The organism is Mesorhizobium sp. B2-3-7, from assembly GCF_006442695.1.
Taxonomy (GTDB): Bacteria; Pseudomonadota; Alphaproteobacteria; order Rhizobiales; family Rhizobiaceae; genus Mesorhizobium.
In genome coordinates this window covers 1-13,058 of sequence record NZ_VFVV01000022.1, presented here as the reverse complement: position 1 = coordinate 13,058, position 13,058 = coordinate 1, and the positions used below count along the sequence as shown (strand labels likewise).

The window sequence follows — 13,058 nt, the reverse complement described above, 5'->3', positions numbered from 1 at the left end:
CCCACCGTTTTGGCTTCGTTAGAATTATTTTGACTGATTTTTGACCGAATATACTAATCAAATGTGGTCAACCTTGGTCGGGAGAGATTGAAAAACGAGCAGTTTTCGTCAAAAAACTTTCTGCGGCGGCGGTAACGGCGCGGCAGATGGGGGGTGTAGACGATGAAGCGGCACTTCGTGATGCCGTTCTGCTGACGCGACCTGGAGACGACGTCGGTCCCGCCGGCCGAATTGGCTTGGCGCTGGCTGGCAACTCGGCCCGCGGAGGATCTTCTGACGAGGCGAGCGTCGTCGGAGTTCTCGATGCCCTGGGGCTTGCCCAGGATGACGAGACGGCGGCCGACTTGGCAGACGAGCTTACGCATCTTGCTGCGACCCACGGCACTGTCGGAACGACGATCGGCACCTTCGCGGCCGTCGAGCGCCGAGGCCTTCCACGCACTGGCGGGTCCTGGTTCGCCGACGCGCTGTTGGTACAGCGGCTGGGTTGGCCCCACGCGGGTCCCGCTGTTCGGTGGCGAAACCGCCAATGATCTTCATTTGAAATCCTTGCGGTCGATGTGATCTCGATATAACATTTACGCAATCCAGGCATGACCCCACCGCTCCACTCGATCATTTCCAGGCTCCACCTGAAACAGCTGCGGCTCCTAGTCGCGCTGGGCGAGCACGGCTCGCTTTTGAAGGCATCGCAGCAGGTCGCGTTGACGCAACCGGGCGCGAGCAAGGCATTGCAGGAAATCGAGACGACCTTCGGCACGCCGCTGTTCGTTCGCACCAACCGGGGCCTGGAGCCCAATGCCGTCGGCCATTGCGTGATCCGCTATGCGCGCCTGATCCAGACGGATCTCGCGCACCTGCGCGACGAGATCGTCGGAATCATGCGTGGCCAGGGCGGGCGGGTGGCGGCCGGCGTCATCATGGGCGCGGTGCCGCTGCTCACCGATGCCATCTCCGCGCTCGTTGCGCGGCAGGCCGACTTGTCCGTCGAGATCGTCGAGGACACCAGCGCCGCCCTGCTGGCCCAGCTCGAAGCCGGCCGGCTCGACCTGGCGATCTGCCGCACGACCATCAGCCAGGCGCCGCAGGTCTACGACAGCGTGAAGCTCCAGGATGAAACGCTCGCGGTGATCGCGAACGTCGGCCATCCGCTCCGGCACGCGAAGAAGCTCACCCTGCAGGAGCTGGCGCCATACCGATGGGTGGTATACCGCGCGAACATGCCGATGCGGCTCTTGCTCGAACGCGAATACCGCGATTGCGGGATCCGGTTCCCGCAGCACCTGCTCGAGACGACCTCCGCTTTTGCGACGCTGGCGCTGCTGCAGGCCAACCCGTCCTTCGTGGCCCTGGTGTCGATCGAAGTCGCGCAGTTCTTCGCGCACCGGCAGATGACGCGCATCCTGCCGCTGGCCCTGGCGTCGCGAAGCGAGGCCTATGAGCTCGTCACCCGCAAGGGGGCGTGGGTTCCGCCCGCCGCCAAACTGCTGATCGACGAATTGGTCCATCGCCAGTCCTGAGCATCAGGTCGGCGCGACCGCGCCGGTCAGCGCTGTATCCGCCAGGGTGCCGCATGGGCAAGGCGATGGACCTGGCCAGCGGGGCCGAGGGGGGCCGTCCGTGCGCGCCATGACCGAGCGGCTCGGCTTGCCGACGGGCTTGGCCCAACTGGGCGTGGCGCGCGATGTTCCCCGACATCGTCCGGGCGCCTTGAAGGACCACAGTCACCTGACCAACCCGCGCGTGGCATCCGACACCGGTTACGAAGCGATGCTCGAAGCCAGCCTTTAGGAAGCAAGCACACTATGTTCAACAACCTGATCGGCGGCGAGTGGGTCGAAGGCCCTCGCGTCTCGCGCAACATCAACCCCTCGGACACGCGCGACGTCATTGGCGAGTTCGCGCAAGCCGAGGCGGCCCAAGCCAGGCAGGCCATCGCCGCAGCCACCCAGGCCCAGTCCGCCTGGGGCCTGTCCACCCCGCAGCAGCGCTTCGACATCCTCGACGCCGCCGGCGCCGGGATCCTGGCGCGCAAGGCCGAACTGGGCGACCTGCTCGCCCGCGAGGGAGGCAAGACCCTGCCCGAGGCCATCGGCGAGGTGGCACGGGCCGGCAACATCTTCAAGTTCTTTGCCGGCGAAGCGCTGCGTGTCGGCGGCGACGTGGTGCCTTCCGTACGCCCGGCGTCGGCGTGGAAGTCACCCGCGAGCCCGTAGGCGTCGTGGGCCTGATCACGCCCTGGAACTTCCCCATCGCGATCCCCGCCTGGAAGATCGCCCCGGCCTTGGCCTGCGGCAACGCCGTGGTGCTCAAGCCCGCCGATCTCGTATACGGCAGCGCCTGGGCCATCGCCGACATCCTGCACCGCGCGGGCCTGCCAGCGGGGTGTTCAACCTGGTGATGGGCCGCGGCTCCGAAGTGGGCCAGGTGCTGCTGGACGACAAACGCGTCAACGCGATCAGCTTCACCGGCCCGGTGGCCACCGGCCAGCGCATCGCGCAGGCCTGTGTCGCGCGCATGGCCAAGTTCTTCATGCCGCCGGTGCTGGAATCACTGGCCTCGGGTCCGAGGAACAGGTAGTCCCGCCGGACCGAGAGGCCTGGCGGGACTATTGTTGAGAGCTGTAGTCCTGCTAATACGAACTGGAGGCTGCGTGCCTTCCTGCGATGATGCCCTGAGAGAGAGCTCGACCGTTCCCGTGCTGACTGAATCCGCCAGCAGCTTCGCCGGCGGCGTAGAGGCCGGGAATCACCTGAGAGGCATAGTCGAGGACCTGGCTTGAGCCGTTGATGCGCAGGCCGGACCGGGCGTCGTGGATCACCGGCGTCGACCAGGCGGCATAGAAGGGGCCCCGTTGGATCTTGTATTGGGGTGTCGGTTTGCCGAAGTCGGCGTCGGCACCCGCGTCAACAAAGCTGTTGTACCGCGTCACCGTTTCGACCAGGTTGCTTGCCGGCATCGGAACCCGCTGATGCGGCATGACGATCTTCTGTGCGAGTTCCTCCAGCGTGTTTGCCTGGAAGAAGAATCCATCGGGATCGACGAAGGGCGGCGCCACATTCCATCTCTGGCGGGCCACGGCATCTGCATCGAAGATGGCCCAGATCGGGCCACCGCCGTTGTGGCCGTCGCCGATTCCAGCCAGAGCGGCGTTGATCCAGTTTTGCGGGTTGTATGTGATGTTCTTGGCGTTCAGGTAGCTGCCCTGAGTGTACGGGTTGACCGAGCCAGCGCTGTTCGTCCCGAATTGACCTCCCGTTTCGTCGTAGAACCGCCTCCCGATCATGTTTACATGGATAACGTTCTGGTTGTTGACGTTGGCTAGTCCCGAAGCTTTCGCAAGGTGGAAGACAGGGCTATTGGGCCCCCACTGCAGGAACGAGTAGTTGTACCGCGTTCCGATGGCGGTTGGCTTGGTGATGTTAGTGCCGAACTCTCCAGTCTGGTTGTACGTGCCCGCGAGCGACGCGCCGACATTCAGCCCTGCGAGTATGCCGCTGGCGTCCTGGAAGGAATAGGGCTCGCCAGCGACGCCGCAGTACTCCGCGGTGAGCCGTGGGTCGAACTGTCGGCGGTATTCCACATTGCCGTTTCCGCCGCCACTCGCAATCACTACGCCCTTGCGTGCCTGAATGTTAACGAGGCGGCCCTGATTGGAGGCTACGACCCCGACCACGCCCGCTTTCGTCCGCAGCAGTGACTCCAAACGGTAATTCAGCAGGATCTTCACGCCACGCGCCTTTGCCGCGGCCTCCAGCGGATATATGAAGCCGGGCCCTTGAGACGTCGTCCGCTGTTGGCTCGCGGCTACCGGCAAGCCGGTCCGGACCGAGACGTAGTTCATGATCGCCGTATGCATCATACGGTTCACCGAGTTGCCGACCTCATTGCCGCCGACATTGTCGGGCCTGGATGTCGTCCACACGACGCCATGGCGGACCAGAAAGTTGTAAAGGTCGACGTTGACGTCGGCAAATGCCCGGATCAGCTCGCGATCGTTATAGCGGTAGCTCGGAAAGCCGTTCGCCTGGACGATGGACCAGTCGGTAAGGTCGCGATACAGGAGGTCTGGCGAGTCCGCGATGCCGGCCGCCATCTGGGCAGGGGTTCCGCCTCCCAGGGGAATGTTGCCTGAGCTGACGATGCCACGTCCCCCGATGTGCGGTTGCGCCTCGAGGACAATAACCGACGCGCCCGCCTCTGCGGCGGCGACTGCGGCCCCGAGGCCCGCCGAGCCGCAACCCACAACGACGATATCGGCTACGCGCGGGTCCGCGGCATTGGCAATGCTCGGCTGCAATATGCTGCTGGCCACCCCTGCGGCGGCGATTCCGGCGCCGGCCTTCAACAATGAGCGTCGGCTGACTGTCATTACGTTCTCCTCCTGATATTTTTAGACCAGCGCATTCGGGCCAGCGCATTCGGGATTGTTTGGATCTGGGCCTGAACAGCGAAACTCATTAATCGTGATCGCCGCAGAGACTTGGCCGGCCGGAGTATTGCAGCATTCGCTCGCGCGACAACTGAGAAGATGTGATCTCGGTATAACGTTTACTCAACCCAGGCATGGCCCCACCGCTCCACTCGATCGTTTCCAGGATCCACCTGAAACAGTTGCGGCTCCTACTCGCGCTGGGCGAGCATGGCTCGCTCCTCAAAGCCTCGCAGCAGGTCGCGTTGACGCAACCGGGCGAGCAAGGCATTGCAGGAAATCGAGACGACCTTCGGTCGCCGCTGGGTTACGGCAGGCCGGAACGCATTGTCATCGACGGCAGCCAAACCAACCGCGAGGCGGTCATTTCCTGCGATGCTGAAAGCCGTCTGCGGGACCGCCCGCGACGTTCACCGAAGCCGATTCACATCCGCAACAGCAAGTACCTCAATAATTGGATCGAACAGAACCATCGACGCGTCAAGCGCCGCATCCATGCTCGGCTTCAAGTGAATGGCGACCGCCGAGGTTATTCTCACTGGCATCGAGATGGTTCACATGATGCGCAGACAGCAGGCGAGGTTTGCCTACAATCCATCTCCCTCGATCGCCGAGCAGTTCGAGATTCTGGCAGCCTGATCAGCGACGCGAAAACAAAAGAACGATTTGCGACAGAGCCCGCGCGAATGTCGATAGCCAGCGGCAGCCTTGCGCCGTCTGCATGCCACGCTGTTTTGCAAGCCTGTTATCGGCGCCAATCGTACAGCCCTGCGGAGTTCAGAAGCCGATGCCGTAGCGCTGCAGACACGGCGCGAGCGCTTCGGCCGCGCCGCAACGCGCGGGCAGCTCGACGCGTAACCGCGCATAGGCCCATTGCCGCCAGGGACGCGGAGAACTGCCGGATATCTCGATACGGACGAGTGACGGCATGCGGTTGGTGCTTGTCCATTCGGGGCTGAGCGCGCCGTCCGGCCCGGCATAGCTGAACGAAAGCTTCAGATCGCCTCGCACCAGCGGAAGATCCTCCCCGCCCTCGCCCATCCTGTGATCGCGGCGGGCACGAATGAGGGCCTCGTCGGCTCCGGCCCGACCCATCGAATAGGTGATGTCATCAAGTCCCGCACGCGGCTCGTAGCCGAGCGCTGGGCGCTCGAAGGTGATCTCGTCGGCATGGCCGGTGAAGCGGATCGCAGCGGCTCCCTCCGGGTTGGAATAGCCGGGCTGCGCCGCCTCCAGATCCTCGACCATCCGGTCGAGAATCACCGCCACCGTGTCCTCCTGCCCGCCTCTGGCGATTATCCCCTGCCATTGGCGCAGCCAGGTTCCGGTGTAGAGTGCCAGCCCGCCAAACAGCATCGTCGCAAGCACCAGCGAAGCCAATGCCTCGATCAGCGTGAAGCCGGCCCGAGCGCTGCGTTTCCTTGTCATTGCCGCTTGCCGAGGCGCACGGTCTGCATCGCGTCGTCATCCGATCCGTCGGTGCTGCGAACGGTGACGGAGTAAAGCTGCCATCCGGCGCGAGCCAGGGCAGTGCCGCGTTCGAAGCGGTACGGTTCCACGATGACCGTGAAGCCTCCGATCACGCGCCGGCCCGTTCGCAACGGGTTAAGGGTCATCGCCGCCGCCATGGCAGCCTGCATGCCGACACGGCGTTCGGTCGATCGTTCCAGACCCGCGAACGCACCTGCGGTGCCCGTGATCATGCGCGCGATCGGAACGATCAGCAGCACGGCGACGGCAAGCGAGGCCAGAACCTCGATCAGCGTGAAGCCGCGTCTGCGCCGTCCTGTCATTTCGGGCTCATTTCCACGCGGCCGGTCAACCAGTCGACGCGCAGTTCGATCTCCCGGCCGCTGGCGGACAGTGTCATGACGCCCCCACACGACCGTCCGTCGGCAAGGAAGCGCAAGGCTCTGCTTCCGCCTCGTATGGGACACCGGTCCGACGTGACCCAGTTCATGGCCACCCCATCCCTGATCGAGATCGGATTGGCGCCATCCACCTGGATGCGTTTGTTTCCCGGATCGACCCTCACGTCGGCGACGCTGCCCGTGGTCAGCGCCTTCGCTCTGCCCTTGCGGAACTCCCCGCTGACACGAACCGCCTCGCCAGAAAGCTCGGCAGCCCCGATGCTGGAACGCGGGCGCGGCATCAGCACGAAGGCCGCGAGAGCGACGATCGCAAGCGCCGCGACCACGTCGAGCAGCACGACACCGCGTTGCGTCCTTTTGCGGTTGCTGTTGCCCTTAGGGCTGGGCGGACACATTGGAGCCGCGCCCACCGGGCCCGTCGGTGGTGATGTTGAACGTCTTTCCGTCGCTTGCGTATCTGTATTCATGGCCCCACGGATCGAGCGGAACGGTCTCGCCGCGAACGTATGGCCCGTTCCAGACCTGGATGGTCGAGGGCTTGCGCACCAGCGCTCCCAGCCCCTCTGCCTGCACCGGATAACGGCCGACATCGATGTAGAAGATGTCGAGCGCGCTGGAAAACGCCTCGATCTGAAGCTTCGCCGCACGCACGCGCGAGTCGGACAACTGCGCGAGAACACGAGGACCGACGAGCGCCGAGATCAGGCCGATGATGGCCAGCACGACCAGCATCTCGATCAGCGTAAAGCCTGCCTCGCGGCGCCGGGCACGCTTGCGCTGCATGAGATTGGGACCAACTGCGAAATGAACGCTCATGCAAACAGCCTCCTAGCGGACCATGTCGTTGAATGACATGAGGGTGGACATGATCGACACGATCATACCACCGATCAAGATACTGATGGTTGCCACTGCCGCAGGGCCGACAAGCCCGACGATACGGGACAGCGAACGCTCCAGCCGCACTTCATAGAAGTCGGCGACACGATAGGCCAGCCCTGCGAGTTCGCCACTTTGCTCGCCGAGCCTCAACATGCGCACCGCCAGCGGGGGAAGCTGAAGAATCTCAAGCGCATGGCCAAGCCTATTCCCCTGCCTCAGCGCGTCGGACGCCTGCTGCGCGCGTGCCCGCGCGGCCTCGCCGTGGTCGACGGTATCGCTGATGAGCTTGAAAGCCACAGGAACCGCCACGCCAGTCTCGACCATGATGCCCAGGAGACGGGCGAAGCGCCCCGTCCGATAGCTCCCCGGTATCTCCGACAAAAGCGGAAGTTTCTTGGCGAAACCCCAAAGCCATGCCCAGAGAAGGCCCCGCCGCGCCGCCACGAACCCCAGCAATACGAGTATCGAAGCCGCAAGCAAAAGGACCAGCCCATAAGCGCGCAGGAAATTCGAGACCGCGAACATCACCACCATCAGCGTGTCCTTCTTGCCGCTCTGCATGAGCATCGGTTCGAACTGAGGAACGACCCCCACCAGGAAGAAGACCAGTACGCAGATCGTGCCGGCAAACAGGACTGCCGGATACCGCAGCGCCTCGCTGACTTTGGCCCGCAATGCCTCGAAATGCTGGCGCTCCTGCACGATGCGCGACAGGAGGGTGGGTAACTTGCCGGAGGTCTCCGCGACACGAACCATGGCGACCTGGAACGCCGGGAACAGAGCGGGCCAGGCTTCCAGCGCTCTGGAGAACGAGGTGCCCGACGCCAGGTCGGTGCGAATGCCGGCAACCACGGGCTGAAGCCTGCCGCTGTCGAATTCCTTTTCCATGATCGCCAGCGCTTCGTCGATCCGGATCCCCGCATTCAGCATGATCGACAGGTCGGAGAGCAGCCGCGTGACCTGCGACGCCGGTATTCGGGTCGAAAACAGCGGTGCGCGCGATGCAGACTGCCTCGGTTCGACACTTACCGGGATCAGCCCGCGCGCCCCGAGCTTCTGGACGGCATCGTCGGAATCGGACGCATCGATCCGCCCGAGTTCGAGACGACCCTCGCCATTCAAAGCCTTGTATGCGAATGCCGTGGAGACCATGGAGGCCAAATTTCCTAACTGTACGCCTCTACTGGAGACGTTCGTTCCTGATAGCTGTCTGTGAAAGAAACTCGCTCCATTAATCCCTGCCGGAGGCTCGGAATGTGCAACCACTCCATTTGGATCAACCCCCTGAAGGCGTGGGCACCGGCTCCTCCGGTGGCAACATTTGTTCACCGCTTGCCTCATCCGAAAACCGCAGCGAGGCGCGTCCTCCCGCTCCATCGAGCTTGACTTCGAACTGGCCGACTTCCTTCAGGGTCCAACCTTCCCGGCTTTCCCCCGTGCGCAGCGTGAAGGCCGCCATTTCGGCCGGGGTGGTGAAGGTCGCGCTGTTGAGCCTTTCCGACCGCACGATGCCAACCAATTGCCACTCGGGCGCCGCGGCAGGCGGGGGCTCGGGTTCCGGCTCGGGCTGCACGACAATAAGTTCCGGCTCGGGGGCACCGAACGCGATCGGGGCAGTCCGGTCCGGCGAGAACAGGGGCCGATCCCGAAGCGCCGCATAGTCGCTCACCTGGCGTTCCCTGACCGATAGCTTTTCTGCGCCGAAGGACAGGCTCGAAGAGGCCGCGATGGCGGCGAGCATCATTGTCGCGCCCAGCATGGTCATCATGACTGGGGTCCCTTCTCCCGGAAGGCCGACAGCGTGACGTTCAGCGACAGCGGCCGATCCATGGAACCCGAGGTCTGATTCCCCCCCAGATCGACGTTTCGGTTCAACCGAAGCCTGAAGCTATCAACGACCATGACGGGCGAGCTTGCCTCGATGGCGTACATGAGATCGGGCAGCGATTGCTCCATAACCTCGATATCGGCAGTTAAACGAATGCGTTCCAAAGACTCCAACTGAGGATCGCTTATATCGGCGACCTCACCGTCTGTGGGAACATCGACGCGCCGGATAACGGCACCCACGCGTTCAACGCGGTTGGAGAGCAGACTCTGGAATTCGGCCGAGACGAGCCCACTGGTTTGGGCATCGAGAAGAATCTTGCCCTCGCCGGGATCCAGAGCCTGGTTCGCGCCTTGGGGAACCGGGGAAGTGGACGCCTTGCTTTCGAGCAAGGCGGTACGTTCCTCATAGAGCGCCAGCGCGCCCGCCTCCGCGCGCCAGGACAGCAGCGTATCGGCGACGAGTACAAGAGCTCCGACGACCAGCAGGGCCATGACGACCAGGGATTGAAGCCGCGTGTCGCGCCACAGGGGTGTCGTCCTCATCGCAGCGAACCTCCCGTGCGGATGAGCGGGCGGGTATCGACCTCGAACTCCGAGGTAACGCCATCCTCGCCGCGCAGGGCCGATCCGACCAGCTTGCTGTCTTCGAAGCGACCCGACGATTCCAGCGCGGTCAGTACTTCGGGCACGTCCTTGGTCCGGCCCGAGAGACGCATGCGGCCATTGGCGAAGGACACCTCAATGGCATAGGAATGCGTCGGCAAAACCTGAGCCAGGTCGTCCAATGCTCCCAGCGCGCTTATCGCGTCGTCCTTGATATTCAGCGCCTCCTGCTCAGGCGCTGTTTCAGCCTTGTCCGGAGTCGCCGCCAGCGCGATTGCCTGGCGCGCCTTCTCGGCCCGGATCTCGACGGCGGCGCGGCGCTCGGCATAGTTGTTCTGGATCATCGGCCGCACCGCCGGAGCCGTGACTGCAGCGACTAGGCTTACGCCCAGAACTCCGGCAAGGACAAACTTTATCCGGCCACGCGTGCCGGTGACCCGTTGCCGCTGTGTCAATACTTCCACGGCATCGCCTTCCGGAAACGGCGCCGAGATCACGACCTGGCGGGCCTCGGCCACGTTCAGGCAGGCCAAGGCAGCAGCGACACGCGACCTCGGAACGATTGCGACGGCGACGGTGATCTGCCGCGCCTCACGGCTGATCCCGAGGACCCGGTGGCCGAAATAGATATCGGAAGCAGGCAATGGCGAAAGCGCGCCCATCCGCGACGTAACGATGCCTTCGACGTGGCTGGCAGCCTCCATCGGCAGTTCGATCCGGCGCGCGATCACCCAGCTCGCCGGGATGCCGAGATGGACCGCCTTTCCATTCACCGCGGTGCGCAATGCGGCCGGCGCCTGCGTGTCTGGAGAAATCGGTATCAACAGGGGTGCTGACGGCTTTCGGCTGGTCGCCGGCTCGATTTCAAGCGCGCTCCCATCGTCCGCGACCCGCGCGACCACGCGGCTGCCGGATTTGACGCGCGCAAGTTCATCCAGCAGGGAGGCCGGTCCCGCGATCCAGTCATCCAAGCCGCGGATCGCCGCGGTGAAAGGATAAGCCATTCCGGTCAAACCCCAGAGCAGAAGCCGGCACCGGATCCGGAGTTCCGTCGCCCGCGTGAATACAAATCATAGCGCATCTTCAGGCCCTAATTCCAGATCAGTCACAGTTCTTCGCCAATCGAGCACCGATCTTGAACGCAGAGTAGGAACTGTTCTAATGATTGTCGCGCGGCAGGCCGCTGGTGACGGCGATGTTCTGGTACTTCACCGCCGGCTTCAGAACCATTCCCTCGGACAACTGGTCAACCATTGACCGCTGGATCTCCTGCCAGGGTGTCTGATGCTTCGGATATGCATAGCCGCCCTTGTTTTGCAGGTCGACGCGACGGCGCTTGATCTCGTCGTCCGACACGAGGATGTCGGCGGTCCCCTTGCGCAGGTCGATGCGTACCCGGTCACCCGTACGCAGCAGCGCAAGGCCACCACCGACGGCCGCCTCGGGCGAGGCGTTGAGGATCGATGGAGAGCCGGAAGTGCCGGACTGACGGCCATCGCCGATGCAGGGCAGCGAGTGGATGCCCGCCTTCAGCAGGTAGGCCGGCGGCTGCATGTTCACGACTTCGGCGCCGCCCGGATAACCGACAGGGCCGGCTCCGCGCATGAACAGGATGGTATTCTCGTTCAGGCCGAGTGACGGATCCTCAATGCGACGGTGGTAGTCTTCCGGACCGTCGAAGACGACGGCGACGCCCTCGAAGGCATCGGGGTCTCGCGGATTTGACAGATAGCGGTCGCGAAACTCCGGCGAGATGACCGACGTCTTCATGATTGCGGAATCGAACAGATTGCCTTTCAGGTTGATGAAGCCGGCTTCCTTCCTGAGCGGATTGGCCACGGTACGGATGACCTTGCCGTCGAGATTCTCCGCCGCGGCGCAATTGTCGCCGATCGTGCGGCCGTTGACGGTCATGGCTCCAGGATGCGGCAGCAAGCCGGCCTTCATCAGCTCTGCCACCACGGCCGGCACACCGCCCGCATGATGATAGTCCTCGCCGAGATATTCACCGGCCGGCTGGAGATTTACGATCAGCGGAACGTGGTGACCGACCTTCTGCCAGTCATCGACGGTCAGCGACACGCCGAGATGCCGCGCGATGGCGTTGAGGTGGATCGGCGCATTGGTCGAGCCGCCGATGGCAGAATTGACGACGATGGCGTTCTCGAAGGCTTCCCGCGTCATGATGTCGGAGGGTTTCAAGTCCTCGCGCACCATGTCGACGATGCGCTTGCCGGTTTGGTAGGCGATCTGGCCGCGCTCGCGATAGGGTGCTGGAATGGCGGCGGAGCCCGGCAACTGCATGCCGAGCGCCTCGGCCAGCGAGTTCATCGTCGTCGCCGTGCCCATCGTGTTGCAGTAGCCGACGGACGGCGCCGATGAAGCGACGATGTCCATGAACTGGTCGTAGTCGATCTCTCCTGCCGCCAGCCTTTCGCGTGACTTCCACACGACCGTGCCGGAGCCGGTGCGTTCGCCCTTGTGCCAGCCGTTCAGCATCGGGCCGACGGACAGCGCTATGGCTGGAATGTTGACGGTGGCCGCGGCCATCAGCAGCGCCGGGGTGGTCTTGTCGCAGCCGATGGTCAGCACGACGCCATCCAGCGGATAGCCATAAAGCAACTCGACGAGAGCGAGATAGGCGAGGTTGCGGTCGAGCGCGGCGGTGGGCCGCTTGCCTGTCTCCTGGATCGGGTGGACCGGGAATTCCAACGGCACCCCGCCGGCGGCCACAATGCCGTCGCGCACGCGCTTGGCGAGCTCGATATGATGCCGGTTGCAAGGTGACAGGTCCGAGCCCGTCTGGGCGATGCCGATAAGCGGCTTTCCGGACTGCAGTTCTTCGCGGGTCAGCCCATAGTTCAGATAGCGTTCGAGGTAGAGCGCCGTCATGCCGGGATTGTCCGGATTGTCGAACCACTCGCGCGAGCGTAGCCGCTTCGCACCATTGATCTTGGACATTTACACCTCCAGAACCGCCGTTTGGCCATCGATATGGCATCGGCAACTGGCGGACAAGTACCCTCAATCAGATATGTGGACAAATTGCCCATTTTGTGGATTGTAGTAAGATGTGAACGATACGGCAGGCGCGCAGATGCGCCGCGTGCCGGGGAGGGGTAGCCAAGCGTGAGCCAGATCATCTTCATTCCCGCCGAGGGCGGCTCGGGCGAACCCCGTGTCGCGGCGTCGCCCGATACGGTGAAGCGCATAGCCGCCCTTGGCTTCGACGTGGTGGTTGAGAGCGGAGCGGGCACACTGTCCCGCATCGCCGACGAAGACTACGCGAAGGCCGGTGCCACCATTGGTTCCGCATCCGATGCGGCCCGTGCGGATGTGATTCTGAAGGTGCGCCGGCCGACTGATGCGGAGCTGAAAAGCTACAAGTCAGGCGCTGCGGTCATCGCCATCATGGATCCGTATGGCAACGATGCCGCCGT

Annotated in this window: 13 protein-coding genes and 3 pseudogenes; 5 read left to right on the top strand and 11 right to left on the bottom strand. The window is 63.6% G+C overall.

Annotation, left to right across the window (positions count from 1 at the left end):
- Window positions 1–53 precede the first annotated feature (53 nt).
- The gene (locus tag FJ940_RS28945) at window positions 54–530 is read right to left on the bottom strand and encodes a hypothetical protein (RefSeq protein ID WP_246671103.1); all 477 of its coding nucleotides are present in this window, start codon (window positions 528–530) and stop codon (window positions 54–56) included.
- 63 nt (window positions 531–593) lie between these two features.
- On the opposite strand from FJ940_RS28945, the gene FJ940_RS27960 reads away from it, so the two are divergent.
- The 3 genes and pseudogenes from FJ940_RS27960 to FJ940_RS27950 all read left to right on the top strand — a co-directional run.
- A complete protein-coding gene (locus tag FJ940_RS27960) occupies window positions 594–1,520 on the top strand; it encodes a LysR family transcriptional regulator (RefSeq protein WP_140496511.1) in 927 nt (308 codons plus the stop codon).
- A 100-nt stretch (window positions 1,521–1,620) separates the two neighbouring features.
- Window positions 1,621–1,791: an iron-containing alcohol dehydrogenase gene (locus FJ940_RS27955; RefSeq protein ID WP_140557690.1), complete on the top strand. Its 171-nt coding sequence runs from the start codon at window positions 1,621–1,623 to the stop codon at window positions 1,789–1,791.
- A gap of 14 nt (window positions 1,792–1,805) precedes the next feature.
- Window positions 1,806–2,511 (top strand): annotated as a pseudogene (locus tag FJ940_RS27950) (aldehyde dehydrogenase family protein); the annotation flags it as partial.
- Between the two features lie 121 nt (window positions 2,512–2,632).
- Here FJ940_RS27950 and FJ940_RS27945 read toward each other — a convergent pair.
- A complete protein-coding gene (locus FJ940_RS27945; protein ID WP_140557692.1) occupies window positions 2,633–4,372 on the bottom strand; it encodes an FAD-dependent oxidoreductase in 1,740 nt (579 codons plus the stop codon).
- Between the two features lie 368 nt (window positions 4,373–4,740).
- Here FJ940_RS27945 and FJ940_RS27935 point away from each other — a divergent pair.
- Window positions 4,741–5,071, top strand: a pseudogene (locus tag FJ940_RS27935) (DDE-type integrase/transposase/recombinase); the annotation flags it as partial.
- Window positions 5,072–5,209: 138 nt separating this feature from the next.
- Here the strand turns inward: FJ940_RS27935 and FJ940_RS27930 are convergent.
- The 9 genes from FJ940_RS27930 to FJ940_RS27890 form a co-directional block, all read right to left on the bottom strand.
- On the bottom strand, window positions 5,210–5,860 hold the full coding sequence (locus tag FJ940_RS27930) for a prepilin-type N-terminal cleavage/methylation domain-containing protein (RefSeq protein WP_140658546.1): 651 nt from the start codon (window positions 5,858–5,860) through the stop codon (window positions 5,210–5,212).
- Entirely contained in the window at window positions 5,857–6,225 is a 369-nt protein-coding gene (locus FJ940_RS27925; protein ID WP_140524045.1) for a prepilin-type N-terminal cleavage/methylation domain-containing protein, read from the bottom strand. The genes FJ940_RS27930 and FJ940_RS27925 overlap by 4 nt, the downstream gene beginning before the upstream one ends.
- On the bottom strand, window positions 6,222–6,641 hold the full coding sequence (locus tag FJ940_RS27920; protein WP_140658544.1) for a hypothetical protein: 420 nt from the start codon (window positions 6,639–6,641) through the stop codon (window positions 6,222–6,224). The genes FJ940_RS27925 and FJ940_RS27920 overlap by 4 nt, the downstream gene beginning before the upstream one ends.
- 37 nt (window positions 6,642–6,678) lie before the next feature.
- Window positions 6,679–7,119: a type II secretion system major pseudopilin GspG gene (gene gspG, locus FJ940_RS27915; protein WP_140496499.1), complete on the bottom strand. Its 441-nt coding sequence runs from the start codon at window positions 7,117–7,119 to the stop codon at window positions 6,679–6,681.
- 12 nt (window positions 7,120–7,131) lie between these two features.
- A complete protein-coding gene (locus FJ940_RS27910; RefSeq protein WP_181165436.1) occupies window positions 7,132–8,451 on the bottom strand; it encodes a type II secretion system F family protein in 1,320 nt (439 codons plus the stop codon).
- Window positions 8,452–8,461: 10 nt separating this feature from the next.
- Complete coding sequence (locus tag FJ940_RS27905; RefSeq protein ID WP_140629482.1) at window positions 8,462–8,953, bottom strand: hypothetical protein; 492 nt, start codon at window positions 8,951–8,953, stop codon at window positions 8,462–8,464.
- On the bottom strand, window positions 8,950–9,558 hold the full coding sequence (gene gspM, locus FJ940_RS27900) for a type II secretion system protein GspM (protein WP_140629480.1): 609 nt from the start codon (window positions 9,556–9,558) through the stop codon (window positions 8,950–8,952). The genes FJ940_RS27905 and gspM overlap by 4 nt, the downstream gene beginning before the upstream one ends.
- On the bottom strand, window positions 9,555–10,589 hold the full coding sequence (locus FJ940_RS27895) for a PilN domain-containing protein (RefSeq protein ID WP_140658542.1): 1,035 nt from the start codon (window positions 10,587–10,589) through the stop codon (window positions 9,555–9,557). Before FJ940_RS27895 ends, gspM begins: the two co-directional genes overlap by 4 nt.
- Before the next feature lie 187 nt (window positions 10,590–10,776).
- A complete protein-coding gene (locus tag FJ940_RS27890; protein ID WP_140560836.1) occupies window positions 10,777–12,579 on the bottom strand; it encodes an IlvD/Edd family dehydratase in 1,803 nt (600 codons plus the stop codon).
- 168 nt (window positions 12,580–12,747) lie between these two features.
- Here FJ940_RS27890 and FJ940_RS27885 point away from each other — a divergent pair.
- A pseudogene (locus FJ940_RS27885) lies at window positions 12,748–13,058 on the top strand (NAD(P)(+) transhydrogenase (Re/Si-specific) subunit alpha); the annotation flags it as partial.

What these genes read in the sequence shown, in the direction of transcription:
- gspM (WP_140629480.1), bottom strand. Translation starts at nt 9,558, where the DNA reads ATGAGGACGACACCCCTGTGGCGCGACACGCGGCTTCAATCCCTGGTC.
- FJ940_RS27890 (WP_140560836.1), bottom strand. Translation starts at nt 12,579, where the DNA reads ATGTCCAAGATCAATGGTGCGAAGCGGCTACGCTCGCGCGAGTGGTTC.
- FJ940_RS27930 (WP_140658546.1), bottom strand. Translation starts at nt 5,860, where the DNA reads ATGACAAGGAAACGCAGCGCTCGGGCCGGCTTCACGCTGATCGAGGCA.
- FJ940_RS27945 (WP_140557692.1), bottom strand. Translation starts at nt 4,372, where the DNA reads ATGACAGTCAGCCGACGCTCATTGTTGAAGGCCGGCGCCGGAATCGCC.
- gspG (WP_140496499.1), bottom strand. Translation starts at nt 7,119, where the DNA reads ATGAGCGTTCATTTCGCAGTTGGTCCCAATCTCATGCAGCGCAAGCGT.
- FJ940_RS27925 (WP_140524045.1), bottom strand. Translation starts at nt 6,225, where the DNA reads ATGACAGGACGGCGCAGACGCGGCTTCACGCTGATCGAGGTTCTGGCC.
- FJ940_RS27960 (WP_140496511.1), top strand. Translation starts at nt 594, where the DNA reads ATGACCCCACCGCTCCACTCGATCATTTCCAGGCTCCACCTGAAACAG.
- FJ940_RS27905 (WP_140629482.1), bottom strand. Translation starts at nt 8,953, where the DNA reads ATGATGACCATGCTGGGCGCGACAATGATGCTCGCCGCCATCGCGGCC.